Source organism: Paenibacillus foliorum (assembly GCF_013141765.1).
Taxonomy (GTDB): domain Bacteria; phylum Bacillota; class Bacilli; order Paenibacillales; family NBRC-103111; genus Paenibacillus_S; species Paenibacillus_S foliorum.
Genome location: NZ_WHOD01000045.1, coordinates 20,907 through 47,552 on the forward strand (window position 1 = coordinate 20,907; position 26,646 = coordinate 47,552).

The window sequence follows — 26,646 nt, forward strand, 5'->3', positions numbered from 1 at the left end:
CGACAAAAATAATTGCCCACGTTTTCTTGAGTTAGTTTACATAATATATATTATGTAATTAAATACTCCTGCTGAATCTTAGCACCTCACGGGATGGATCAAAAAAGCCTTACCAGCTTCTCAACGCAACGCAGATTTGCAATCGCCCTCTTGTATTTATCGTCCATCATTCTCTACTTGGTTTTTATTGTCTTCTGTAGGAATTTGATGTCCTCATGTACAATTTCATCATTTTTAGGTTGAATTTTTATTTTTTATTAACTGACACCCGGAAAGTTCCTAGAGGCTTCGAATATATAATAGGAAAGCACCTTTTCATGAAACGGTGAAAAACGGGATTCTTCCCCCCCAGAACAAAGGAGTGTCACTTGTATGAAAAAAACAATACTAACGTGTATAACGGCTGCTGTACTCGCCCTGGCCTCAATTCCGGCTGGAATAACAGCAAGTCCGGAGCAAGCTTATGCCTGCTCAAAAGGCGAAAGCACTACACCGGAGTACGACTACTCGGTAGCGAGCAGCGTGTTTTACGGAGCCCCCATTAAAGTAGACAACGTATACTTCGAAGGCAAGCTCTACCGGATGGGAACATTTGTGACAGAGACAAACTACAAGGGTAGTGCAGTCCGCACCTTGCTTACACCCATAGATAGCGACCAGTGTGGTGCTACATTTGAGCTGGGCCACAATTATTTGGTGTATGCTAACAACCGTCTTGGATACCCTTCTGCAAGTGTGTTTGACATTTATGAAGGAGACCAGGTTCAAGAGCGCATAGCGCAGATCAAGGATTTGGACATAGTGCCTGTACCTGCACCAGGAGTACATACAGAAACTTTATACCCAGGGAACGATGTTACTATTTCCTTGGATGATAAGTTAATTCCATTCCAGCCTGCACCCGTCTTTTTCAAAAACTCGCTTTATGTACCCATGACTTTCTTCCGAGATGCTCTTGGTTATGTTACTATATGGGATTCCAAATTAGGGCGCTATGAAATTATGCTAAAATCCGATTGGGCTGGAATCTTCGCCAAGGGTGATCCTTCTCAATCCGAATTTACCGGTAATTCTACTGGCATACCGGCTGGAACTGCCCCTTTCGATGCAGGTGTAACTTATTCAGACGTCCAGATGCGTGTTGATGGAAAAATATTTGCCGCTGAAAACCTGCCATTTACCTATGATGGCGTAGTATATGTAGCACTGAGAAGCACAGCTGAGAAGCTCGGATTGCAGGTGAACTGGCTGGCGGATTCTTATATGGCACAGATTAAGGATACCAGGCCTATCGATGAGCTGCAGCGTCCTATCCTGGAGATGAGGTTATCCTCTAGCATAGCTGGGGAAGCCGATCTAATTGTCGACAAAGTCAATAACGATCAGGTGCTTTACCGTTACGACCGACCTCTAGAGTTAGGAGAAAAAGCGGTGCAGTTCACCGCCCCGTTCAACGAGCTGATCAAAGAACCCAATGGCGAGGGAAATCGTAAAATTCGCTTATTTCTACGCGCGGGCGAACGAGAGAAAGAAATGCTGGTCACCGAACCGTTGAACGATGCTCTCCTTCGCGACCCTGATGTACGATCAAGAGCTAATTTGGTACTAAGTACCTATCACTACATGTGGCCGGAGAATGGAGTATTCGGATTAGCCAATTTACGGTAACCTAATATATCTTATTAAAAAAACCTTAGGCGCGCCACAGTCGATATGTGGAGCCTAAGGTTTTTTCGTATATCCCAACCCATTATACTTTGATAAACCAAAAGAGGAACTGCCCAGTATAAACTGGAACCTTAGTCAAGGATACTTAAAAAAAGAGTATTAGGCTACACTTAAGAGGTGATTCCTGTATTGAACAGGAGTCATCTTTTTTAGTCCCCACTGATATCTGTGATGATTGTAATAACGAATATAGCGGTTAATTTCTCGTTCCAACTCGGCAAACGTTGTACAGTTTTGACTCTTAACATGGTCCTTCATATGGCCGAAGAAGGACTCCTGCGGGGCATTGTCCCAACAGTTACCACGTCGTGACATCGATTGTCCAATACCCTTTTTCTTTAATAAGTTCTGGTAGGTTGGGCTGGTGTAATGGCTCCCTTGATCGGAATGGATGAAGGCATCCTTATGCAGTTTCATGCGTCTCTGTTTCGTTAACGATTCAATTGTTTGTGTAGCCAGTGGCAGATGGAGGGATTCGGAGATGTTATGGGCTAGAAGCTCCCCTGTGGAGGCGTCCAGAATGGTTGACAAATAAGCCGTCTGCATGTTGCCATACGGAAGATAGGTGATATCGGTGAGTAGCACAAGGCCTGGGATTCCTTTCTTGAAGTCCCTCTGTAACTCATTGGAGAGTGTGCGGTGTTCTTGTGTAGCTTTGCGGCGATACGGGTTAGGTTTCCGATGAGGGCATACGAGGTCAAATTTCTTCATTAACCTTCGAATACGCTTCAGGTTGTAACAGGTGTCATATTCGTTCTCCAACGTCATTTTAATGGATCTGGAGCCCTTTTTGTAACCTCTTCGATTAAATGCTTTCTTGATGAGCGCGCCTGCTTGCTCATCCACTAGTGCACGCTCTTGGCGCTTCTCAGCAGCGTTGAGGTAGCTGTAATATCCAGAGCGAGACACGTCAAGCAGTCGACAGAGGTAACGTGTCATTCGCCCCGAGCCTTGTTGTAAAGCTTCCTGAATCAGTTTAAAACGCTCACTCTGGTTTAGAGTTTTTCCGTTTGCCGCTAACCTCCTTTCGTTCTTGTCTAACTTTTTTACATATTCCAGTTGAGCCTCCAAAAGTCTAATCTTCGCTTCCTGTCTAGCAATGATCTCATCTGGAGATAAATTTCGTTTTGAAGGGCGTAGCACCGTTTCTTTACGGGAGTCCGCAAGTCCAGTGATTCCGTCTTTTTCGTAAGCTTTCTTCCACCGGTCTGCACACTGTTCGATTCGCTTCATGCCAAGGATCTCCACATGGAACCCACTTGTTTCGAAAATCTCTCTAGGTGTTTGCCCTGACAGGTACCGGTCGATGAACAGGCGTTTGAATTCATCTGCATAGGTAATCGATTTTTCACTGACTCGTAAAACATACGGGTTATTATTTAACTGTTCCTGCTCATTTTTATTAAAGTATTTTTTGCTCATAAGTTCGCCCCCACTGTTCACTCTAGTATACAAAAAGGTACCCATACGCTAAACACTTTTTTTCAAAGTGTCCAGTGTATGGGTACCAGTTTAGTAGCGTGCTCCTCTTTACTGTCTTCTCCGTTAGTGTACGTTTACTTCCTCTGAGCTCGATTTGAAGATGTTTATTTTGATCATGATCATTAAAAAAGCAAGAAGTGCAAACATAATTCCGCTCCAGAAGAGTTGATGAATTCCCAATCGAGAAATAAACCAACCACCAATAGCAGTCCCTGCAGTAATTCCAAGATTAGAAAATGAGATAAACAAGCTGTTTCCGAATTCGGGAGCTTCTTTCGCCTCAGTCGTTAACCATGCTTGACTAACAATAAGGCCTCCAGAATGTACTGCTCCCCAAATGAACACGATTATAACCATCGGAATGAAAAAAGGACTCAGATAATAAGCGAATAAGTAAATTACCGCATAAAGTAGAGGAAACATGAAGACAGTCTTTGTAATACTTTTATGCAAAAATCCTCCAAATAAAAAATTCCCCCAAATCATGATCAGACCAAAAGCCATCAGCATGATACTAATCCAAGACCCGTTCATTTGTGTTACTTGTCCAAGATATTCAGCAAAGTAGCTGTACACAGAAAACATCGCTGCAAAAATAAAAATAACGGTTACGATATTTAACCACAATTGTGGTTTGCGTAATATACCGAGCTGCTTGCCATAAGACATTTTTTCCTTAACAGGCATTGAGGGAAGCCAAACTAATATACCTGCGAAGGCAATCACACTTACAAAAGCTCCAAACAAAAAAGCAACCTCTAACGAAAACTGTTCCGCGAGATAAGAAGTTAAAGGCACTCCAATAGCAAACCCTACCGTTATTCCAGCAAAAACCTTTGTAACCGCTTTGTTGCTTTTTTCCGAGGGGACAAGCTTAGCTGCTGTCACAAGGGCTACTGAAAAAAAGACAGGATGAAATATGGCAGGTAGAATGCGGAAAGCTAACATAACATCGAAATTTGTAGTATACGCATAAACCATATTTGAAATTGCGAAAATAAGTATAGCCGTTAAAAGAATGACTTTACGATTAACACCAGAAGCAAGTAATGTCAGAAAAGGACCTGAAATGGCAACGACTAAAGCAAATATACTTACAAGCCATCCTGCCTGTGAAGCCGATATGTTAAATTTTTGAGTTACTTGAGGAAGAACCCCTATTATACCCATTTCCGTTGTAATAATGCCGAACACGCCTAAAGCCAGAATAATGATAAGCAACGGGTTAATCTTTTTCATAATAATTGTAAATCTCCATTCATTTTCATATTTATATATATAGAATTATAGATGTAATAGGCCAAAAAAAAGCCTCCCTTTCCGTTTATAGATTCTTATTGATGTACTCGGAAAATTCCTGTATTGTTTTTTCGTTCCGACGATAATATGTCCACTTCCCTATTCGCTCAGATTCCAACAAACCAGCTTTTTGCATAGTGAACAAATAACTCGAGATAACAGACTGTGCAAGTCCCGATTTAGCCTGAATATCTCCTACGCATACACCAATTCGAATATTGAGACCTTGTTGTAAATAGGGTTTTTCATCAAAGAATTCCTCAGGCTTCTTTAACCACTGCATAATTTGACTACGAGTCTCGTTAGACAAAGATTTATAAATCAATAAAGGTTCCATATGATTATTATATCTATTATTATAGATTTGTAAATATAAAATATGCCTCTTTCTCTAATGTACTTTGAATCATAAAGCCCGCTGATGATACTCAACAGGCTAACATGACGTTTATATGAGTTTACGTATATTAAAATTATCTTTGAGTAACGCCCAATTTTGTGGGAATGGATAACCAAGTACCCAATAACTGACTCCTCTTAAGTTGTATTCCTTAACCAGATCGAATTTGGCCTGGGCACTTCTTGCATCCTCAAACCAGACTTCATGTGTACGCTGTTTTTCATCCGCATAACGATAGTTTGGAGTTTGAGACTGCTGATCGAACTTGATCTCCGCTCCATGATGAACCGCGCGGCGCACCGCTTCTTGCATATCAAATGTCTCTGCCTCTTGTCCTTTCACATGAGGAAGCAGCCAATCACGTGCGTATAACTGGAAGCCCATCAAGATTTTATTTCTAGGAATAACAGTGACAGCGTAGTCCAGTACCCGTCTTATTTCGTTGATGGGTGATATGGGTTGAGGAGGACCCAATCGATATCCCCACTCATAAGTCATAAGAACAACAAAGTCGACAATTTCTCCATGGGCCGCATAATCGTGGGCCTCGTAGAGCAAACCCTTTTGGTCTGCACTGGTTTTGGGGGCAAGTGCGGATGATACAAAAAAACCTTTCTCATGCAGCCTACGGACAGCTAGTCGAAGAAATTGGTTATAGGATTCTCGATCATCTGGATATACATTCTCAAAATCGACATTTAAACCCATATAACCTTTCTTCTCCATGATCGTTAAGATGTTGGTTATTAGTGTATTTTGCAATTCAGGACTGGATAAAATGGTATGAGCCAGCTTCGAACCCGCTTCTTTAGCGGAAAAATTAGTGATCGACATCACAGGTACAACATGATTCGCATATGAGGCTTCAATGAGCTGTTGATCATCAACAGGCGATAGGCTTCCATCGTCCTGCATACGATAAGCAAAAGGGCACAAGTAAGTTAGATACACTCCATCCTTCCGAACTTGCCTGGCAGCTTCCTCTCCAAAAACGTTGGTATAAGCATTGACATCGATGGTCATCTTCTGTTTCTCTGGAATTCTCAAATTTTGCCCCGGGTAGATCATCGTCGGATTTGTAATTCCATTGGTTTGCGCGATAGCCTGCGCGGTAATGCCGTAAAGTTGAGCGATTGCCCAGAGCGACTCACCTGCTCTCACGGTATGGTATAAAACCGGAATGATTAATACTTGACCTGGCGTAATCTGCGAAACATCGTTTATTGAATTTGCCCTTGCAATGGCCTCTGCGGTAGTGCCATAACGGGTGGCAATCGTCCCAAGTGTATCTCCTAATCGGACCACATATTCCGGATAAGGCGCTGGGATAAGTAACGCCTGACCGATGACTAAATGACTGGGATCCTGAAGCTCATTGACTACGATAATTCGATTGATGTTAACTCCATACCGACCAGAAATCAGCCACAAATTTTCTCCTTGTTGTACAACATGAATTTGCATTATTTTTTACCTCGCTCTCGCCTTAAGCTTCTACTGGTACATTATTCCGCTAATGTCCCTATTGATCTAGGCGAATACCCTCAACGCAGGTAGATTTGTGTTTCAACGTGATCTTTCGTTTTCAAATCTTATATTTCTTCATAACTAGGAATGCAGCCCGTTAGCACAGAGGGCACATAAAAAAGAGACAACCTGATTGATCAGTTGTCCCTTTTTGCTTATGAAAATGTCTTTGTTATTGACGGATGTCAATGTGCGGAAACGCGGTTACTTTCTAGTTCCCCTTCCGGCGGCACCGCTGACTTGACGAAGAACGAGACGAGCCAAGCAATAACAACCAGACCGAAGGCCATCAGGAACGCGCTTTTCATTCCAGTCATCATGGCGAGAACTTGAAGCACGGATTCTTCTTTCGTGCCTGCGGCGGCCTCCAGAAACCGTTTCGAGCTGTTCGTCATGATTGTTACAAGCAACGCGGTCCCTACGGCACCCGCTACCTGCTGGAGGGTGCTTATAATTGCCGTGCCATGCGGATATAACGGAGGTGGAAGCTCGTTTAAGGCATTGGTCATAACCGGCATCATTAACATGGAAATACCCAACATCAACAGCGTATTTAAAATCATAATAGTGCTGTATGAAGTTGACAGTGTGATAAAAGCAAATTGCCACAACGAATTAGCCATAAGTCCTAAACCGATAATAGCAAGCCACTTGGCTCCGAACTTATCGAATAATCGACCAGTAACCGGCGACATAATTCCCATGAGAATACCTCCCGGCAACATGACAAGTCCAGCCTTCAACGGACTGTAGCCTAGAGCGTTCTGGAGGAAAATCGGCAGCAGCATCATAGCCGAAAACATCGCCATCATGACGATCATCATAATTAGCGTCGACATTCTGAAAACATTGTATTTGAATGCTCTAAGGTTCAGTAACGGTTGTGACATCATTAATTGACGCCATGTAAACAACCCTATAGAAACGATGCCGACCGCAACAGGAATCAGGACCACATTGCTCGACCAGCCCCCGTGTCCTTCTCCAGCGCTGCTGAAGCCGTAAACGATTCCGCCGAATCCGATAGTTGAAAGAAACAGCGACAATAGATCAACCTTCGGATTGCTCGTTTCCGTTACATTTTTGAGCTTCATAAATGCAAATAGAATGACGAGCAATGCGACAGGCAGAACGCTGTAAAAAAGCACCCGCCAGCTGAAATGCTCCACAATAATCCCTGACAGCGTAGGTCCGATCGCAGGTGCGAATGTAATGACGATCCCTATCGTACCCATGGCCGAGCCCCGCTTATCAATAGCTACAATGGAGAATACTACATTCGTAAGTAACGGGAACATCAATCCAGTCCCGGCTGCCTGAAGCACCCTCCCTGTTAAAAGAGCAGCGAACCCTGGGGCGACAGCCGCTATCAAGGTTCCGGCTGTAAACAAGCCCATGGCCGCAAGGAACAAGCTTCTAGTTGTGAACCGTTGAATCAAAAATGCGGTGACCGGTATAAGTACACCTATAACAAGTAGGTAGCCGGTTGTAAGCCATTGCGCGGTGCTTGGCAAAATTCCTAAGTCATCCATAATTTTGGACAAGGCCACGTTAAGCAGCGTCTCATTCAATATGGCCACGAATACGCCCAGAATCATAACCATGACAACTATAAAATTATCCCGGCTCCCAAATGTCCCTCCGTTTGTATTTAATTTAGTATGATTTCCCACTATTTTACTCCTCTCGTTTGTCCTATTTTATATAAGCATTTAATACGACCAGTCGACAACCCTTAATCAGTTTTCGACGGCAGTACAACGTCACCGAATAACAGTGTAACATGAATCACTATTTTATGTTTCTTATGGATTGCTTAACATGCTGCCGTCATTCTTTGGATAACGTCCCAATAAATCACTCATATCCAAAGCTATAGACGATCGTATGTTCTATAAAGTTGCTAATTTTAAAAAAAGAAATTTGCTTAACTCTATTCTCTCTATATAAATAAGCTTCATCACAGGGGAACTTCGATAACGGTCACCCACCGATTTATGAATTGGGGGACGAATATATTGTATGGATAGCTTTTAGTAAGAAAACCTCTATCGAGCCCTTTCAAGGATGAGCGACCGGGATTCAAATGTAGGTTTTCTTGCAATATCAGACTTGTTCAGCTTCGCTGAAAACTAATAAAGTCTGATATGATAAAAAATGCCGAATCAGCACAGCACAAGTGCTAGTACGGGGGACATATTTTTCTGGGGTGAATATTCGTCTGCTTGGAGCTGCGAATAAGGGAAAACCTCTTCCCTAACCCGTCAACTAACCTCGGAGGCTTATAGGAGGAAAAACGCTTTGAAGTTTTCTGGTAAATCGTTTGTATTTTTATTTGCATTTGTTTCTTGCACGATCTTTTCTGCGGCTCATGCTCATGCCGCAGCTCCGAATGAAGGAGTTAAGATTCAAATCAATGACAAGCTCGTCAATTTTCCCGAAGGTCAGCCTGTCGTGGATACCCATTCTCAACTCCAAGTGCCGAATCGTCCATTGATGGAATCGCTCGGTTACCAGGTTAGCTGGTCGCAAGAGGATAGAGAGGTTCGAGTCACTATGAAAAAGGGTGATCAAACCTTAGTTTTGAAGACTGGAGATACGTTCATACTGGTCAATGGAAAAAAAGTGGAGGTGAATTCCATGATCGGTATGGAGCAAGGAAGCGTGTATATACCGCTCCGATTTGTATCTGAAACACTCGGAAACAAAGTCCAATGGGATGAAGAGAATCAGCTCGCTATCGTGGATGCAGACGGCAAATACCATGCACCGGCCTGGTACAAAGCTAAGAAACAGGATACTATGCTACAATTCGCTAAAGACTATCTTGGCGTACCCTATAAATGGGGAGGCGAAACTCCCGTAGGGTTTGATTGCTCCGGATTCATACGTTATGTATTTACTCATAATCGCGGGATTGATTTGCCCCGAACTTCTACTGAGATGTACGATAGCGCGGGCGTCGCAGTAGCCTACCCGTCTCCGGGTGATCTCGTGTTCTTCTCCAAAAGCGGCACGTCTCACGTTGGTATCTATATGGGTGACGGTCAATTCATTTCAGCTACATCGTCCCATGGAGTTCGCATCGATTCACTTGCCAGCCCTTATTGGAGCAACAGATACATAGGTGCAAAAAGCATATAGGCTTATTTCCTTCACCTCCATACTGGGTCAATGACCATTTACTCTCTTTATTCTGTTCGTTAGTGCGACGAGGCTGCCGATATAAATCGGCAGCCTCGTCCTTTTTTGCTTAATGAGCTGTCGCTTTTCTAATCTTACTTTTGCCAGCCATTTTAACCGAGTCATGATTGTTATTTTGTTCAGTTATTGTATCAACTACCCACTTCTTGAACAAATAGTGGCGTACTTGAAACAGCCATGTGACAAATTTCACATAATTATGTGACATCCCTCAAACTCGATTGTTTTATTCGTTGGGTGCAACTATCCTGAGAGTATCGATAAAAGAAAGGAGCTCGTCAATGAAATTGAAATGGTTTCTACTCACAGTATTACTTACTATGGTCACAGGATTAACCGGTTGCGGAAAACTAGCAGTCTTGGATCCTAAAGGGCCGCAAGCTCAAAGACAAGCGGATGACATTATGCTATCGATTGGATTAATGTCTGCTATTGTCATTATTGTTTTCGTAATTTTGGTTTTCATGTTATTCAAATATCGTGCGTCCAAACAACCGGAGGATTATGAACCCCCTCATATTGAAGGAAGCAAGGTTGTAGAATCGATCGTTGTTGGCGTTCCCATTCTCATCATCATATTCCTCTCTATCGTCTCTGTTCGAAGCAACTATATTGTCGAAGCAACACCTCAAGGATACGAAGATCAGAAACCATTGGTTGTTTACGCCTCATCTTCTAACTGGAAATGGCATTTTAGTTATCCCGAAGAAAATATAGAAACCGTAAACTATTTGTATATCCCAACTAATCGCCCCCTAGAATTTAAGCTTTATTCTTACGGGCCTATCACAAGCTTCTGGATTCCTCAACTAGGCGGACAAAAATATGCAATGTCCGACATGGTGAATACCTTGCATTTAGCAGCTGACGCTCCAGGTGAATATATGGGACGTAATGCAAACTTCAGCGGAAAAGGTTTTGCTGAAAATACATTTAATGTTACAGCAGTACCTGAAGCTAAGTTTGATGAATGGATTAAAGAGGTTAAACAAACAGCTCAACCTCTTACAAAAGCCAAATATGATGAGCTATTGAAACCAGGTCATCTTGGACAGCTGACGTTCACAGGAACACATTTAGAATTTTTACCACCACCAGACCATAATCACGGATCCAGCAGCAATGCAGATACTCATACTACTACACATACTAATACAGAAGTTTCACATGAAGGGAGACATTAAAGCATGGGCTTTTTTGAACGATTTGCTGTACCTCATCCAAGTCCAGCCATTTATGCATCTATGGTTGCTATTGCCCTTACCGTCATTGCAATCATCGTGGGCTTAACTTATTTTAAAAAATGGGGTTATCTTTGGCGTGAATGGTTAACAACTGTGGATCATAAACGCATCGGCATCATGTATTTGATCTCCGCTCTTATTATGCTATTCCGCGGCGGTGTAGATGCATTGATGATGCGTGCACAAACGGCAGTACCCGATAATACTTTGCTAGATGCCCAACATTACAACGAAGTTTTCTCAACACACGGGATCGTTATGATCATCTTTATGGCTATGCCTTTCATCTATGCCCTAATGAACTTCGTTGTTCCCTTGCAAATTGGAGCGCGTGACGTAGCTTTCCCTCGCTTGAATGCACTTAGCTTTTGGCTATTCTTTATGGGCGCCATGCTGCTTAATATTTCATTCGTCATTGGCGGCTCGCCTGATTCAGGCTGGACAGCGTACTTCCCGCTTTCAGGCAATGAATTCAGTGAATCTGTAGGAACCAACTACTATGCACTTGCTTTACAGATATCCGGTATCGGTACCTTAATATCCGGTATTAACTTCATCGTAACCATTCTAAAAATGAGAGAACCAGGTATGAAATTAATGAAAATGCCTATGTTCTCATGGTCTGCTTTAACTGCTAACGTAATCGTTGTTTTTGCTTTCCCTGTATTAACCGTAGCGTTAATCATGATGACTATGGATCGATTATTCGGAACACACTTCTTTTCCACCACGAATGGCGGTATGGATATGCTGTGGGCCAACCTTTTCTGGGTATGGGGTCACCCTGAGGTTTATATCTTAATTTTACCTGCATTCGGTATCTACAGTGAGATTATCTCAACCTTTGCGCGACGGAACCTGTACGGATATAAATCCATGGTAGCGTCCATGGTGATCATCTCTTTTCTTTCCTTCTTAGTTTGGACACATCATTTCTTTACCATGGGTCAGGGAGCGCTAACGAACAGTATTTTCTCCATCACAACGATGGCCATAGCTATTCCGACCGGTATCAAGATATTTAACTGGTTGTTTACACTTTGGAAAGGGAAAATTGTGTTTACCGTACCGATGCTATATGCAATTGGATTCATTCCGATATTCACAATCGGCGGGGTTACCGGAGTTATGCTTGCCATGTCAGCCGCTGATTATCAGTATCACAATACGATGTTCCTGGTAGCTCATTTTCATTACACCATTATTCCTGGTGTGGTATTCGCAATGATTGCCGGACTGACCTATTGGTGGCCCAAAATGTTCGGCTTCATGCTCAATGAAAGGCTCGGAAGATGGGCGTTTTGGTTTATAGCGATCAGCTTTAATGTTACCTTCTTCCCTATGTTCTTTACGGGATTAGATGGCCAAGCACGTCGTATGTACACCTACTCGGAAGCAACTGGTTTTGGGCCGCTCAATCTGCTTTCTTTTATCGGAGCGCTTGGTTTGGCGGTAGGTTTTGGATTACTTGTCTACACCATCTATTACAGCATTCGTTATGCTCCAAGAGATATCGGTTCAGATCCATGGGATGCGCGTTCTCTTGAATGGGCTACTCATAGTCCAGTTCCTGCCTATAACTTTGCTATTACGCCAAATACTAATTCAATCGAAGCCTTCTGGGATTTCAAGAAAAAAGGTCATGACTTATTCCCAGGTGAAATTAAAAAAATTCATATGCCCAATAACACCGGAGCTCCGTTTATTATGAGTTGTATCTTCTTTGTATGGGGATTTTCATTTGTATTTGGAATATGGATTTCTGTCATTCTTACAACAATTGGTATTTTTGCATGTTTGACTTATCGCTCATTTGAGAAAGATCACGGCTATTATATTTCCGTAGAGGAAATTGAAGAAACAGAAAAAAGACTGCGAGGTGCTAGTTCATGAAAACCGATCACTCGCTGCCACTTGAATACAGCACAGAACAAAACCAACTAAATATACTAGGATTCTGGATTTTTCTTGGTGCCGAAATTATGCTTTTTGGTACGCTCTTCTCTTCTTATTTTACATTAGTCGATCGTACAGCTCTCGGTCCTACAGGTAAAGAAATTTTCGAAATTACCCCCGTACTCATAGAAACCATATTGCTTTTAACAAGCAGTTTTATGATTGGTCTTGCTATTCATGCGATGCGGATTGGCAATAAGAAAGCCATGATGACATTCTTCGGGATTACTCTTCTTCTTGGGGTAGGTTTTCTAAGCGTAGAAGTTTATGAGTTCATTCATTATGTTCACATTGGAGCAGGACTGCAAACTAGTGCATTTACAGCGATCTTGTTAACAACATTGGGAACTCACGGGGCTCACGTAACATTTGGGGTATTCTGGGGATTATTCATCATGTTTCAGGTAAAAAGGGACGGATTGACACCTCAAACAGCTAATAAATCCTTCATCTTCTCTCTTTACTGGCACTTCTTGGACGTAGTGTGGATTTTCATCTTCAGCTTCGTCTATCTGAAAGGAATGATGTAAGATGAAAGAGCTATTCCCGCGCAAACAAGTAATGGGTTTCGTATCATCGATAATCCTTACGGCAGTCGCTCTTAGCGTTTACTTTATGAACATGTCCTTTGCCATCGGAATGACTATACTTCTTGTAACTGCATTCATACAGGCAGGCCTCCAGCTCGTTGTGTTTATGCATGCAGGTGAAACCGGGGATAGGGGCGCCATTTACACGAACATCTACTACGCATTAGCCATAGCTCTGGTTACCATCTTCGGTACATTATTATGTATGATCTGGGGTTTTGTATAATTCTAAGCTCAATAAAGAGCGCCATTACTGGCGCTCTTTATTAGCTTTTACTCCCCTCTCCTGTTTTCGTCAGCATTTCTTCCGTTACTACAAAAAACACTCCCATTACAAAAATGAGTACTGCTCCCGAAATGGTACCTATACCAATTGCAGTCATATTACTGTAACTTCCAAAAAAGCCTAATCCAAAAATGATAATTCCTATTGTAAGCAGTGAAATACCTATCACCTTTACTGCATTCAGTATTTGTGTATTATTTTTCAACTTCGTCAACTCCTTTAAGCTATATTATTCACAAAGTTCACAGAAACGTCAATGTTTTTTATAAAAAATAGCAATTCTTTATTGGCTCAACCCCAAAAATTAGCATTTGACCCTCCTCAGAACATCAGCCATCACAATATACTGCAAACATGCAGTTATTTTCTACCGGAATTTGCTGTTGGAGGAAATAACTGCAAAAAAGTACAGGAATGTCCAAGCAAAACGGTCCGTTTCAGCTAAGAATGAAAAAAGAGATGCACATTCGCATGAATTCACGAAGACTGCCGATAAAAACGGCCAAAAGCTGTATAGATACAGGCTTTTGGGGTAGGCAATAGCTTCGAATAATGTCTTGTGCGCTGTCATTTCTGTTCGTAAGGCCTCGCCAAGCGGTGAGCTGGGTACGGAGCCGAAATCGAATGATTTCGTCAAGCACTGTTTTCGGTTGTGAGCCTCTTTATAAAAAGATCCTTCGCATTTCGATGCGAAGGATCTTTTTATAGGACTTCTATTATGAAAGGGTTCTTTCCGACCCTCCGTTTCATGACAGTGTATAGGTAGGGTGCAAGACATATACCGCAAAAAACATCGCTGCGGCCTCTTCCTTGGTGAATGCGGTCGCAGGAAGCCCCCTCTCTCCCGAGCTGTAGCCCTCCTGCGGCCCACTTCTGAGTAGAGCGGCATCCCAAGTTCGCTCAACTACCGCAATTCCCATAGAATCGTACACGGCGAGAAACCGTATTCGTCAACTATCTCTTGAACCTCTAACCGCCATCTTGAAAATCATCATCAATTCCATGAGTCGTTTTAATTTGAACGTAGCATGAGTTTTTTTATATTCATGACAATATCTGTCACTATTATAATTTACAATTGGAACCAATCCCAGCTAAACATAGCTAGAAGACAAAGCTTAAATAATAGAAAAAGGAGCTGTTTAATCATGACATTGCAATTGACTCCCTTTATCATCTTAGGCGGTAATGCCAAGGAAGATATCCAATCTTACGAAAAAACACTAGATGTAAAAGTCCTCTTTAAGCAAACATTTGGAGAGCCGCAGGACAACGTTGAACATCCCGTATCGGAAGAAGCCAAAGAACGTTTAGCGCATTCCGTGTTACTAATCGGCGAGGCGGAACTGTTCGTTGCTGATACTTTCCCAGGTCAACCCAATCAGCGGGGTAATCTATAATGATGAATTCACTTGTTCCAATTGGGATTAGAAAATATTTTGAATCAGGCGATATGAAACTCTCCTATCTTGATTTTGGAAGAGAGGGTCAAAAGATACTACTGTTGTTGCATGGACATATGGGGAACGCCAGAGAATTTTCTAAATTAGCATCCAAATTCGACGATTGGCGAGTTATTGCTTTGGATCAGCGTGGCCATGGTTGGAGTGAACATCCACCTGAGAAAGATTACTCAAGAGAAAGTTATATAACGGATATTTATAACTTGATTCATCAGGAGCTGGGCGGAGCATCTGTATCCATACTGGGCCATTCATTAGGTGGAGTAAACGCTTATCAGTTTGCGGCTCGTTATCCTGAACTAGTCAATGCCGTCATTGTGGAGGACATAGGTGTAGAGTTAAATCACGATATATCTTTCGTTGCAAAGCTCCCAGAACGCTCTGCTTCGTTGCAACAACTAAAAGAAGAACTTGACCTAGTAGGATTAAAGGCAATTAATTACTTTTCCGAAAGTGCGTTTGAGGATGAAAAAGGTTGGGGCTTGCGTTTTGATTTAAAAGGGATGGTAATCTCAACACAGAGCATAAATGGAATTCGGTGGGAAGAGTGGCTTGCCTCTACTTGTCCTATTTTGCTAGTTCATGGTAAAAAAAGCTGGGCGCTCAAACTAGAAGAAGCGGAGCGTATGGTATCACGAAGACCTCATACAAAACTTGAAGTTTTTGAAGAATGCGGTCACGGTGTCCATTCTGATGACTTAAATGGTTTTTATCAGGTTGTAAAGAATTTTTTCGATGGATTACACTTTAACTAGAAAATTGAAGAAGATCTTATTAACCCCATCTTCCATCACAAAAAGCAACTTCAAATTCGTGAAAAAAGATGAGGAAAAAACAAAGATATTATATACAAAGTTATCTTGATGTCCACCCATTAACGAGCAGGCAGGCCACTCACTGGTCCTGATGCTCCAATATGACTGATTGTGAAATGAATGATGTTGAATATCATTTAAAAATGCTGGGGAAACCCAGCATTTTTCCTACATGCGTGCGGCATGGGCTTAAACTCTAGGATGATAGTAACCTACCACTCAATGCTAAGGGAGAGCGAAGAGGAATGAAACATATAAAAATATACTTGATGCTAGTTGGTTTTTCTGTCTTCACTGGAGCCTCTTTTAATCTTGCTAAATATACAGTTGGTTATTTCTCTCCATTTGCTGCTGCAGCATGGCGCTTTGGGTTAGCCGCTGCGACCTTACTGATTATTTTAATATTTACGGAAGGTATTAATAAACATCAACTAAAAAGGAATACCTTCTGGTATATGGTACTTGGTCTTGTAGGAATCTTTGGATTTAGTACCTTATTCTTTGTGGGTCTCAAATATACATCATCTGTAAATGGGGCGTTAATTATGGCGCTGAATCCTTTACTGACAACTATTTTAGCTAGGGTTATATTAAAGGACAGGATTACCAAAATACAAGCAGCTGGTATATTCTTGGCATTTATCGGCGTCTTGTTAGTAATTATGCAGGGTTCTATCGATACGATAAAGATGTTGTCATTTTCAATTGGGGATGTAATCATTTTTGGTGGAAACGTGTGTTGGACATTTTATGGTGTATTTGGGCGTCGATTTATTCAGGATGGAAATCCTTTATCTACAACCACATATACGATGATCATCGGGGCTATTTGTTTAATCGTAGTTTCTCTTTTCACAACTAACCCTATACCTCTACCAAACATTCCGATTGGAGCTTGGGGGGCAATTCTATTTATGGCCTTTTTCACGAGTGTATTAGGCTATATGTGGTGGAACAAAGGCATGAAAGAAATTGGGGCTACTAAAACATCCCTATTTTTCAATCTCGTTCCTGTTATAACCATGCTTATTTCATTTGCTACTGGTATACCTGTTTCCATTGTTCAAATATTGGATGCTGTTTTGGTAATATTGGGGGTCCTGACAGCTTCAGGGGTCTTTCATTTATCTATTAGGCAGCGAAGAAGGAAAGAAGGAACTTCTAATCTTTCGTAGTAATTCCGGTGAGAAGTATATCGACATAGGCACTTTATCCAGTACCGCATGAGTCTAATGTTCGCTGTGTGCGTTCATTGGTATCGGGCCAGCAACTCGGAGAGCCTCCTCCGGATCGCATCCTTCAATTCTTCTGGCTCCTCCAGAACGACCTCGTCACCCATTTCTATGAAGAACTCCGTATAAAAAGGGATATCGTCGCGGGAAACGTCCTTATCGATCACGCCGCTTCCGTCTTCACGCACATGCAGCATTGGAGAGAGCCATAGCTCGGCTTCGCAGCGCTGGACACCGATTCGACTTAGCTCCGCACGAAGCCTAATTGGCTCCCTCGGCTCTGCAGTCTCCCGCCTGCTGAGATGAATATCACCTAATTCGAGTGGCTCTGTTCCGGACGCGTCATAAGCTGCCTCACGAATCCGGTCACACCGGAATACGCGGAAACCCTTACGCAGGAAACAGTAAGCCGTACAATACCACAAACCGTTGTTCGCGTAAATGTAGACTGGCTGAATTCGGCGGCTACCCTCCTCCTTCTCCTTCGACTCGTATTCGATAGCGAGCACTTTCTGATGTACAGCCGCATCGAGAAGAATGGCTAAACAGGGAGCATCGCCACGCCTTGTCGGCGTAATGAAGTCCACCCGGTCCTTCATCCCGTCGATCCGGTCCCGGACGTCTCCAGGCATATGAAGGTAAAACTTACTCAACGCCGAGGCGGATTCCGCTTCAAACGGCAGCGAGGAGTAATGGCGCAGTGCGTGCACTGCAAAGAACATCGCCACAGCCTCTTCCTCTGTGAATGCGATGGGAGGCAGTACCCTCTCCCTTACAACCTGATAGCCCCCATGTGGACCTACTTCCGAGTAAAGAGGCACCCCCAGCTCGCTCAGCTCCTGCAAATCCCTTAGAATCGTGCGTTTTGAGACCCCGAATTCGTCGGCAAGCTCCTGAACCTTGAACCGCCGCTTCCGGTTGACAGTCATCATCAGTTCCATCAATCTTTTGGACTTAGGCATCCCAAACAACCCCTTTTATAATGGATAAACGAGTTCGTGACTAAATTTGTCACCATTATACCTTACGCTAAAAGATGCAAGCAAAAAAACTCGCTCAGCGGCCATTTCTTGCTGACTTTCTTGGTAACAATATCTCTATGTCATCAACGCTAGTTTATGGTTTTAATCGTATAAACACATCGGTTTCCACCAGCTAGCAGATGCTCGCTCCTTATCACTTCTACGTCTATTCCGAGGACTTGCTGTAAAACGCTAAGCTCTTTACTGCAAATGCCTGAACATGAAGATGCGGCTTCACAGATAGGACAATGCTTTTCTATAAAATAAAAAGTACGGTCTGGGTTTTCGATAACTTCCGCCATATACCCTTCGCTCGTGCGCTTCTGTGCCAAAGCTTTAAGCTTCTCCTCTAAGGTAAGGCTCATTGGTGCTCTAAGCTGATATTCGATGACCATTTTTCGATTTCGAATATCCAAGAGCTTCTCTAAACCCTCTTCACCAAAAGCCTCCCTCACGGATTCAATTAAATGAACTGTAAGTTCGGCATGCCCGTCGGGAAAAAGTCGGTTAGCCTCCGAGGTCAATTTCCACATTTTCGCAGGGCGCCCCATCGATCTTGCTTCCTCATCAAAGCTCACGAGCTTCTGATCCTCTAATTGATATAGGTGTTGCCGTACGGCCATGCGAGAGACACCTAGCTGCTTAGCTAACTGAAGGGCATCCATGCGCCCTTCTTGCTTCAATAGCTTCACGATGGCTCTGCTTGTTCTTTCAGCATGGATTTCTTTTCCTTGTTCTCTTCCTTGCGATTCTTTTTTCATTAGTGAACACCTTCATCTCTAATAAGAAAGTAACCAAATGCTATTACGAACATAGTAAAGAAAAACATTGACAAAGTCAATCAAGATCCTTACATTGAACATTGTAAAGATTTATGTTTACTAAATATCCGGATACATACAAAGTATACATAAAATATAGAAATAGAGGAGGAAAAAACATGTCTAGGGCCCAAAGTATATTTGGTCCGAAGTACCTTGCCTTATCCATCGGCATCATACTAGCCGTTATGGCAGTAGGTTTTGAAGGATTAGCTGTAACTACAGTCGCTCCGTCCATAGCAAACGAGTTAGACGGTATCAGCCTCTATGGTTGGGTATTCAGCGCATATCTACTTGCACAAATTATTGGTACATTGGTAGTTGGTCGGCAAATTGATCGTAATGGACCTGCTTTAGCATTTACTGCTGCTCTCCTATTGTTCGCAACAGGATTGATAGTTGCAGCGCTTTCGAGCCATATGTACGTTTTAATTGGATCACGTGCCTTGCAGGGCTTGGGTGCAGGGGCAATGATGACTTGCGTATATACAGCAATATCGTTAAGCTACCCTGATGAGCTACGCACTAAAATATTGGGTGCTTTTGGCACCGCCTACGTTTTGCCTTCGATGATCGGGCCTTACGTGGCAGGTGTAATTGCACAACAACTGTCTTGGCGCTTCATATTTTGGGGAGTCTTACCCTTCTTGCTTCTAGCAGCCCTCCTCAGCTTGCCTGTTTTCAGGAAATTAAAATCACCTGATACAAACGGAGACGGAACAGGAGTTGGGATTACTTGGCTTGCTATCTTGTTAGCCATAGGTACGGGACTATTTTTGAGTGGCCTCGGTTTGCTTCCTAAACCAATGGGGATCATTTTAGTAGTTCTGGGTTTACTTCTTATGGTGCAGCCACTTCGTAAGTTGCTGCCTTCTGGTACGCTAGCTTTAAGGAAGGGGTTGCCTTCAGTCTTAGCTTCCCGAGGACTATTTTTCGCCGCGTATGTGAGCACGCAGAACTTTTTGGTGCTTGCCTTGACGGAGATTAAAGGAGTAGCTCCAGATATAGCCGGATTAATTGTGGCAAGCGCGGCGCTTAGTTGGTGCGCTGCTACCTATGTGCAATCTTACTGGGATACTCATGATAAAGGACAAGGTCGCTATAAACGGATATCAATCGGTGTGCTGCTGATCGCCATTGGAATTGCCATGCTCATTTGGGTCCCAGTTGTCAATATTGTTATTGCCGTAATCGGTCAAATGATTACAGGCATTGGAATCGGATTAGCTCATCCAACTAGCGGTGCGGTTGCGTTCACAAGTTCGGATGAAGAAGGGGCTGGGAAAATTTCAGCTAACTTGCAATTCTCCGATTCATTTACGCCTGGAATTGTTATCGGTATTGGCGGTGCGATTATCGCCATTAGTCAAGCAACCGGTTTGTCGATGGAAATAGGCATTATTGGCGCCATTGCTTTTCATCTTGTATTGATCCTTGTAAGCTTGTTTGCCAGCTTTCGGATTAAAAACAGCCAAACAATCAGTAAATTAGAGATATGATGCTGTTCGCTCTACGATAATTTTCAGAAGGAGAATGGTACATGCAGTTAACAGCTATCCTATTACAAATCTTATTAGCCTTGGCTTTCTTATACTTCGGGACTCAAATCTTATTAAGAAAAATGGAAGCCTCGTTCGTACACTTTGGGCTGCCCGCATTTTTCAATACTTTGACGGGTTCCGTAGAAATCATAGGTGTCTTCGGTTTAATCATAGGAATTTGGTTCCCAATAATGGCGATTTACTCAGGCATTTGGCTAGGTATAACGATGATTTGTGGAGCCTTGGCACATCTTGTTTTGGGACGCGATCCGATTTCGAAAGCATTTCTATCTCTATTTTTGCTTGTCTTATGTGCAGTTGTCGTACTACTTAATCTGTCCCTCCTCTAATTTGGAGGCTGTATAACTAGGAGATGAGAGCTCGGTTTGCATATTCTTAAAATGAATTTGTAACGTGCCCCAACAAACAAATACTTTTTTTTATAAAACATATATAATTTAATATACTTGCAAGTATTTCAAGAGCAACCTGGTATTAAATCACTTACCAAAAAGACCTGTTTGCCGGGTCTTTTTGTGCCTTTCTGTATAAGGATTTCACTTCGCCTCTACTCTGCGCTAATTTCCCTATCACGGTTTCCCCTATCCGTGTTCCATAAAATCGTATAATAGCCATTGACTGTCTTTGCCAATCCGAATTTTTCCACTATCCCAATCGGATTGCATGTAAGGGCTATCATAGGATGCATATTCCAAATCCACAGGTTTCCCATCCAACTCCCTGTTCCCTGAGACGTCAATCATCAATTGTCCGGATCGCCGGGACTGATAGGTCAGAGTCATCGAGTTGCGGTCAAACTGAATAGGGTTGCTTGCGATTTCTTGACGGAATGATACAAAATCGCCAAAATCATCTGCGTGTCCAACCTCACAAACCACACCATTTTTCCCGCCAGGACTAAACACTTCCATTTGACTCCAGGGTCCGCCCACCGACCACTTGTATCCATTCAACAGCTTCAAGGCTGCGAAAACCAGACCCTCTCGAATAAATACATATTCATTCTCTTCAACGACTTCATCAAAATATTTTTTCGGTAAATAGGCATGAATCATCTGATAAGGAGCCTCTGGTGGAATATCGTACAAGGCAATGAGCGCCGTCCGATTCTGGAAGAAATGGCCGCAGCCAGAACCGCATTTGCAGCCCAGATCCCCCGTCCAATAGCCATGTTCATTACCATCTATCCCCGAGTGATGGGTAAACAGTCTGGCCATCGTGTTCGTTCCAAACGTCAAATCCCATTCGTGCTGCTCGTGATGGGCGTATATCGCGCTTGGAATATCTGGATAATTGTCCTGGTACTGTACACAGCCCATCACATAATCTGGGGTTCGGTACGTATATTTGCGAATACTTCCTTCAAGGGGGGCAGCCGGAAGACAATCGTCCATATTGTGCAAATGCTTCCGTTCACGGTTCTCATAAGTATCAGAACGGTTGAGTGCAATATCCATGATAATGTCGTTGGGCCGATAACCGGACAATAACGCATCAACTAAACAGTCTTCCCCTAAGGTGGACGGATCGACATTGCCGAAATACAGATACATGAGCGGGTAAACGGAGTCTTTGGCATAGTTGAGCGCATGATTACTGTATATACGACCATGTGCGCCTCCGCACATACCATTCAGCGTTTCCAACAACAGATCAGTTAACAGCACATCCAGCATCATACCAGCCATTTGCTTCAATCTGACGTCCGGTGCAAAATCGTACAGCGTCGTCAAGCACTCCCATTCCGGACCAAAGTAACATGTCGAGTCAAATTCTCCCCAACCTCGACGCGCCCGGAAACGAATAAACTGCTCCAGCCAACTCCTATCCATTTCCGCCAACTTGGCTCCATCGCACCCATATTCGCTGAATTTCTCCCGCCCATACACATGCGCCATTAAATAACGGCTCGTGTGAAACAGCAGATGATGATTCTCCGAATCATACATACTTTGGAAATCACTATTTAGGAAAAAGGCCTTGATACGCTCTAAAGTCAACGAATCTAGGAGCCCGCCATCCTGTCCGAATTCCAGATAAGCACGGCAAAGCTTCATCGCGGCAAAATCGCATTCCCCACGCAAATCTCTGCCATGAGGGTGCGGGTTTTCGAACCATAATGCTGCCCGCTGCAAACGAATATTCGCCTCTGCAACCTTGCGGTTCAAGCTTAAATTGGCAATCGCCCATCCTCCATAAATATCCGGCAAGTCAGCCCCAGCTAGCTGCTCCAGCAGTCCATATCTTCTGCGTTCGAACTGTTCATTAGACTTCTGTACGGTAAGCTCTGGCACATACAATTTGCGACTCATAGAAAGCTCCTCCATATATTTAAATCATTCTATCCTTCATTCCTCATTTTTTAGCTAGGAACTGGTAAATGTCCTTGGTAAGGAACGCATTCTTTTTATTCTGTTCGAACCATTTCGCATACCAATCGATCGTCTGGTCTTGGCCGATCTTCTGCTTCAAGCTCTTGAGATCATTCATCGCCTGATCAACGGTATAAGCACCGCCACTGACTACAGTCTTAGCAATAAGATCCTTGCTTTGCTGGATCCAGTCATTATTGATTTTCAACAAATCGGCTGGAAGCGTTGGCATATGCTCGCCATGCGTAAAAGTGTATAACGGTATTGCGGGATTTTCGTATAAGACACGTGTTTCTTGTCTGATTCCAGCCCATTCTTCAGCATTAGGAATATTCTTGTCAAGGACAGGAACGTTGCATACTTCTTTGGAATCAATCGTTGTCGCTCCCATGTACAAATCAGTGTTATAGCCTATTTCAATTTTACGTAAATCCGGATTAATTGGTCTAGGGCATCCTAGCTCGTCATTTTTCCAATGTACGTTTTCCGTACCGAATTTGAGCGATTTCCACGTAGGTTCAGCTATCATGAAGTCGATCGTTTTCACTGCAGCAACCGGATCCTTCGAGCCCGCATATACCACCGTCGTCATCTGAAGCGGATTTAACATTCTGATCGTGTATTGTCCGAACTCCGTTTTAGGCATAAGCATAGGGGCAATCGTTGCATTTCGATTTGTGCTGCGGAGTGTCGTTAATAAATCAACGTTAGGGTTGTCAGCCACATAGATTCCGAGCTTTCCAGACAAAAAGTCTTTTTTTGCTTTCTCGCCGTTCTTGTCCGTCAAATAATCACGATCAACAACGCCTTCGTCGAACAGTCGTTTCTTGAAGGTAACGGCCGCTTTCATTCTCGCATCTTCTTCGATCAGCTTGTCATCTTTAATAAACAGCGTATTGCCATTCATAGCATCAATCGCTTCATCCCCTAAATAGGCGAGTGAATAACCGTATGTGTCCTTCTTCCCATTGCCGTCCGGATCTTGTTCTGTGAACGCTTTTGCCACTTTCAGCAGATCATCGAGCGTGTGCGGTACTTGTAATGAAAGTTTTGTTAGCCAGTCGGTGCGGATGAATACGGCTATTTGTACGGAGCTAGGAATAACCCGCCCGATTTCGTACAACTTTCCGTCAGGTTTTGTACCGATTTGGCGCATGATCGGATACTTTTCCAGCAATTTGCTGTAGTTCGGCGCATATTGTTTGATCAAAGCCTCCAGTGGCAGCAGTTGCTTCTGGCTATAGAGTTGATCCCGATAGCCAGTTTCAAATTCGTTAATAACGTCCGGAGCTTCTCCGGAAGCAAACAGAGTGTTAAACTTCTGCTTCGCTTCAAACCTCGGAACAGCGACAAATTCGACATCCGCTGGCCCGTTCTCGTTAATCCATTTTGTCCAGCGGTTATTCGTAACCGTTCCTTCCGCGGGCGGAGTGTTACCACGATCGTAGAGAGACATCTTGATCTTACCCCGTTTCTCCGGTGCTGCCGATGATCCCTCTTTGGCTGGCAAGACGGAGGCTCTGCCTCCCTCTTCGCTCGATTTACTACAAGCAGCAAGCAGCGTCCCTGTCGCCAACACGACAGCCATTGTCGTAAACGTACTTATCTTCATTTTTCCTGCCATTTGTTGTTTTCCCCCATTTGGTATTAATGGACTGCTTTTGAACCCGTTCTTCCTATCGCTATTTTCCGGGTTAACCTTTGATAGCACCAAGCATCACACCTTTCACAAAATACTTTTGCAAAATAGGATATACGATCAGCATCGGCAGCGTCATGATGACAATGCCTCCGGCTTTCACGGCCTCAGGCGACATATTGTTTAAATCTTCAGGTTGTAGGGCAATCGTCTGCATCAGCATGCTCTGACTCTGCACCATCTGCTGAACAAATACGGTCAAATTCATCTTCTCCGCATCGTTGATGAATATGAGTACGTTTAGGAAGGAATTCCAGTAGCCGACAGCTAGAAATAAGCAAATCGTCGCAATAACTGGCATAGATAAAGGAAGAACTATTTGCACAAGAAGCCTCCATTCACCGCAGCCGTCGATGCGAGCAGACTCCTCTATCTCGACAGGAATCCCTTCGAAGTGGGTCCGCATGATCAACAGATTATACGCACCGACCAATCCGGGGAGCCATAGCGACCAGTAGGTATTAATCAGTCCGAGGCTTTTCATCAAAAGAAAGAATGGAATCAGCCCACCGCTAAACATCATCGTAAAAACCATAGCCAGTGTAATAAATTTGCGACCATAGCAATATTTACGTGACAACGCATATGAGGCAAGTGTAGTGCAGAGTAAGCTTAAGAAAGTCCCTCCCAACGTGATCTGCAAGCTGTTCAAAAACGAGGGGATGACTCTGGAGCCGAGAAACAATGTTTTATAAGCTTCCAGATTAAAATGAATAGGCCACAACCAGACGAACCCTGAATCGATGGCCGCCGAATCGCTGAACGAAACTGCGATAATGTTGATTAACGGAATAAGACAGCTGATGGCCGCTAACAGCAGAATTAAATGTACAATAACATTAAACCATTTCCCCGCGTAAGTCTCTCTCACGCTCCCACTTCCTTTCATGCCGGATTACCATAAGCTCTGGTTGAATTTACGGGCAATCTGGTTTGCCGTCAACACCAATACGAAGCCTACCAGTGACTCGAACAAACCCATCGCAGCGGGAACACCAAACTCTCCCCCCTGAATTCCCGTCTTGAACGTGTAGGTACTAATGACCTCTGAAATATCGGCGACTACTCGATTCTGCATCACATAGATGTGGTCGAAACCGACCTCCATTACTCGTCCTACCCCAAGGATCAACAGTAAAATAATCGTAGGTCGAATGCCCGGAAGTGACACGTGCCACATCTGACGCCATTTGCCCGCACCGTCAATTGCAGCCGATTCGTACAAGCTCGGATCAATCGTCGTAAGTGCCGCCAAATAAATAATTGCGGAAAAACCAGCTTCTTTCCAAATTCCTGAACTGAGATACACCGCGGTCCATGCGAACGGCTTGTATAGAAAAGGATACCTTTCGCCGGTCAGCTTCTCCAGAATGTCGTTCACCATGCCGGAATCCTGTGAAAACAAGGTGATAAAGATGCCGCCGACAATAACCCAGGAGAGAAAATGAGGCAAATATAGAAGTGTTTGCACCATTTTCTTAAACCACATCTTCCGAACTTCATTCAGCAGCAAAGCAACCATTATAGGAAATGGAAACCCGATAAAACTTAGTAAGCTCAGCATGAACGTATTACGGATTATTTTCCATCCTTGTGGGTTGTTAAACAAATAATCAAAATGCTTAAATCCGACCCATGAACTCCCCCAGATTCCATCCCAAAAGTTATAATCCTTGAATGCAAGGACGATCCCACCCATTGGTGCGTATTTGAATATGAGAAAACAAAAAATAGCGGGAGTGAGCATAATATAGAGTGGAATATTTTGCTTCAGATACTTATACTTGCTGGACCTCTTCTTCATATCTCTTGTTGGAATCGACATTTCCATTTCCAAAGCTGTTTGTTTCGAAGATACTCGCATGAGACTTCACCTCCTATGTCGCCCTGCCGAGCGTAGTATCGCATCATTGTGATCGTTTGTATTCCGCTCACAAACCAACA

25 protein-coding genes and 1 riboswitch are annotated in these 26,646 nt (G+C 43.3%); of the genes, 11 read left to right on the forward strand and 14 right to left on the reverse strand.

Translation table 11 applies throughout. The features are described from left to right. The first annotated feature begins 372 nt into the window (after positions 1–372). The gene (locus tag GC093_RS08335) at positions 373–1,668 is read left to right on the forward strand and encodes a stalk domain-containing protein (protein ID WP_171651407.1); all 1,296 of its coding nucleotides are present in this window, start codon (positions 373–375) and stop codon (positions 1,666–1,668) included. Positions 1,669–1,827: 159 nt separating this feature from the next. Here GC093_RS08335 and GC093_RS08340 read toward each other — a convergent pair whose 3' ends face one another. The 5 genes from GC093_RS08340 to GC093_RS08355 form a co-directional block, all read right to left on the reverse strand. Further along, the gene (locus GC093_RS08340; RefSeq protein ID WP_171651408.1) at positions 1,828–3,150 is read right to left on the reverse strand and encodes an IS3 family transposase; all 1,323 of its coding nucleotides are present in this window, start codon (positions 3,148–3,150) and stop codon (positions 1,828–1,830) included. Positions 3,151–3,273: 123 nt separating this feature from the next. Further along, positions 3,274–4,449 (reverse strand): MFS transporter, encoded by a 1,176-nt coding sequence (locus GC093_RS08345; RefSeq protein WP_171651409.1) that lies wholly within the window; start codon positions 4,447–4,449, stop codon positions 3,274–3,276. 85 nt (positions 4,450–4,534) lie between these two features. Next, positions 4,535–4,846 (reverse strand): ArsR/SmtB family transcription factor, encoded by a 312-nt coding sequence (locus GC093_RS35830; protein ID WP_246313946.1) that lies wholly within the window; start codon positions 4,844–4,846, stop codon positions 4,535–4,537. A 111-nt stretch (positions 4,847–4,957) separates the two neighbouring features. Then, entirely contained in the window at positions 4,958–6,373 is a 1,416-nt protein-coding gene (locus GC093_RS08350; protein WP_171651410.1) for a glycoside hydrolase family 18 protein, read from the reverse strand. A 248-nt stretch (positions 6,374–6,621) separates the two neighbouring features. After that, positions 6,622–8,109: an MDR family MFS transporter gene (locus GC093_RS08355; protein ID WP_312886480.1), complete on the reverse strand. Its 1,488-nt coding sequence runs from the start codon at positions 8,107–8,109 to the stop codon at positions 6,622–6,624. Between the two features lie 475 nt (positions 8,110–8,584). Beyond that, a riboswitch (cyclic di-AMP (ydaO/yuaA leader) is annotated at positions 8,585–8,734 on the forward strand. A gap of 3 nt (positions 8,735–8,737) precedes the next feature. Here GC093_RS08355 and GC093_RS08360 point away from each other — a divergent pair. Then, positions 8,738–9,580: a C40 family peptidase gene (locus GC093_RS08360; RefSeq protein ID WP_216624555.1), complete on the forward strand. Its 843-nt coding sequence runs from the start codon at positions 8,738–8,740 to the stop codon at positions 9,578–9,580. Between the two features lie 109 nt (positions 9,581–9,689). On the opposite strand, the gene GC093_RS08365 is transcribed toward GC093_RS08360, so the two are convergent. Further along, positions 9,690–9,848: a hypothetical protein gene (locus GC093_RS08365; protein ID WP_216624556.1), complete on the reverse strand. Its 159-nt coding sequence runs from the start codon at positions 9,846–9,848 to the stop codon at positions 9,690–9,692. Positions 9,849–9,921: 73 nt separating this feature from the next. Here GC093_RS08365 and qoxA point away from each other — a divergent pair, with 73 nt between their 5' ends. From qoxA to qoxD, 4 genes are read left to right on the forward strand one after another with little or no spacing between them, the layout of a single operon-like run. Continuing rightward, positions 9,922–10,824 (forward strand): cytochrome aa3 quinol oxidase subunit II, encoded by a 903-nt coding sequence (gene qoxA / locus GC093_RS08370; protein WP_171651412.1) that lies wholly within the window; start codon positions 9,922–9,924, stop codon positions 10,822–10,824. 3 nt (positions 10,825–10,827) lie between these two features. Continuing rightward, positions 10,828–12,777 carry a cytochrome aa3 quinol oxidase subunit I gene (gene qoxB, locus GC093_RS08375; protein WP_171651413.1) on the forward strand — a complete coding sequence of 650 codons (1,950 nt, stop codon included), beginning with the start codon at positions 10,828–10,830 and terminating at the stop codon, positions 12,775–12,777. Beyond that, entirely contained in the window at positions 12,774–13,370 is a 597-nt protein-coding gene (gene qoxC / locus GC093_RS08380; RefSeq protein ID WP_171651414.1) for a cytochrome aa3 quinol oxidase subunit III, read from the forward strand. Before qoxB ends, qoxC begins: the two co-directional genes overlap by 4 nt. 1 nt (position 13,371) lies before the next feature. After that, entirely contained in the window at positions 13,372–13,656 is a 285-nt protein-coding gene (qoxD, locus tag GC093_RS08385; RefSeq protein ID WP_171651415.1) for a cytochrome aa3 quinol oxidase subunit IV, read from the forward strand. Positions 13,657–13,696: 40 nt separating this feature from the next. On the opposite strand, the gene GC093_RS08390 is transcribed toward qoxD, so the two are convergent. Both GC093_RS08390 and GC093_RS08395 read right to left on the reverse strand, forming a co-directional pair. Next, on the reverse strand, positions 13,697–13,921 hold the full coding sequence (locus GC093_RS08390; protein WP_171651416.1) for a hypothetical protein: 225 nt from the start codon (positions 13,919–13,921) through the stop codon (positions 13,697–13,699). Positions 13,922–14,462: 541 nt separating this feature from the next. Beyond that, on the reverse strand, positions 14,463–14,648 hold the full coding sequence (locus GC093_RS08395; protein WP_171651417.1) for a hypothetical protein: 186 nt from the start codon (positions 14,646–14,648) through the stop codon (positions 14,463–14,465). A 216-nt stretch (positions 14,649–14,864) separates the two neighbouring features. Here GC093_RS08395 and GC093_RS08400 point away from each other — a divergent pair, with 216 nt between their 5' ends. The 3 genes from GC093_RS08400 to GC093_RS08410 all read left to right on the forward strand — a co-directional run bounded on the left by GC093_RS08400 (position 14,865) and on the right by GC093_RS08410 (position 17,169). Beyond that, positions 14,865–15,116 carry a VOC family protein gene (locus tag GC093_RS08400; RefSeq protein WP_171651418.1) on the forward strand — a complete coding sequence of 84 codons (252 nt, stop codon included), beginning with the start codon at positions 14,865–14,867 and terminating at the stop codon, positions 15,114–15,116. Next, complete coding sequence (locus GC093_RS08405) at positions 15,116–15,934, forward strand: alpha/beta fold hydrolase (protein ID WP_171651419.1); 819 nt, start codon at positions 15,116–15,118, stop codon at positions 15,932–15,934. The genes GC093_RS08400 and GC093_RS08405 overlap by 1 nt, the downstream gene beginning before the upstream one ends. Positions 15,935–16,239: 305 nt before the next feature. Beyond that, positions 16,240–17,169, forward strand: coding sequence for a DMT family transporter (locus tag GC093_RS08410; RefSeq protein WP_171651420.1), 930 nt, complete (start codon positions 16,240–16,242; stop codon positions 17,167–17,169). Positions 17,170–17,243: 74 nt separating this feature from the next. Here the strand turns inward: GC093_RS08410 and GC093_RS08415 are convergent, their stop codons facing one another. After that, positions 17,244–18,188, reverse strand: coding sequence for a helix-turn-helix transcriptional regulator (locus GC093_RS08415; RefSeq protein ID WP_171651421.1), 945 nt, complete (start codon positions 18,186–18,188; stop codon positions 17,244–17,246). Positions 18,189–18,337: 149 nt separating this feature from the next. Then, complete coding sequence (locus tag GC093_RS08420; protein WP_171651422.1) at positions 18,338–19,009, reverse strand: helix-turn-helix transcriptional regulator; 672 nt, start codon at positions 19,007–19,009, stop codon at positions 18,338–18,340. A 179-nt stretch (positions 19,010–19,188) separates the two neighbouring features. Between GC093_RS08420 and GC093_RS08425 the strand changes: the two genes are divergently transcribed. After that, on the forward strand, positions 19,189–20,568 hold the full coding sequence (locus GC093_RS08425) for an MFS transporter (protein WP_171651423.1): 1,380 nt from the start codon (positions 19,189–19,191) through the stop codon (positions 20,566–20,568). A 41-nt stretch (positions 20,569–20,609) separates the two neighbouring features. After that, positions 20,610–20,960 (forward strand): DoxX family protein, encoded by a 351-nt coding sequence (locus GC093_RS08430; RefSeq protein WP_171651424.1) that lies wholly within the window; start codon positions 20,610–20,612, stop codon positions 20,958–20,960. Between the two features lie 252 nt (positions 20,961–21,212). On the opposite strand, the gene GC093_RS08435 is transcribed toward GC093_RS08430, so the two are convergent. The 4 genes from GC093_RS08435 to GC093_RS08450 form a co-directional block, all read right to left on the reverse strand. After that, positions 21,213–22,943: a hypothetical protein gene (locus GC093_RS08435; RefSeq protein ID WP_171651425.1), complete on the reverse strand. Its 1,731-nt coding sequence runs from the start codon at positions 22,941–22,943 to the stop codon at positions 21,213–21,215. 43 nt (positions 22,944–22,986) lie between these two features. Further along, positions 22,987–24,627, reverse strand: a complete 1,641-nt coding sequence (locus GC093_RS08440) for an extracellular solute-binding protein (protein WP_171651426.1) — start codon at positions 24,625–24,627, stop codon at positions 22,987–22,989. A 70-nt stretch (positions 24,628–24,697) separates the two neighbouring features. Continuing rightward, a complete protein-coding gene (locus tag GC093_RS08445; RefSeq protein ID WP_312886481.1) occupies positions 24,698–25,573 on the reverse strand; it encodes a carbohydrate ABC transporter permease in 876 nt (291 codons plus the stop codon). Positions 25,574–25,597: 24 nt separating this feature from the next. Next, the gene (locus GC093_RS08450; RefSeq protein WP_171651673.1) at positions 25,598–26,533 is read right to left on the reverse strand and encodes an ABC transporter permease; all 936 of its coding nucleotides are present in this window, start codon (positions 26,531–26,533) and stop codon (positions 25,598–25,600) included. Between the last annotated feature and the right edge of the window lie 113 nt (positions 26,534–26,646).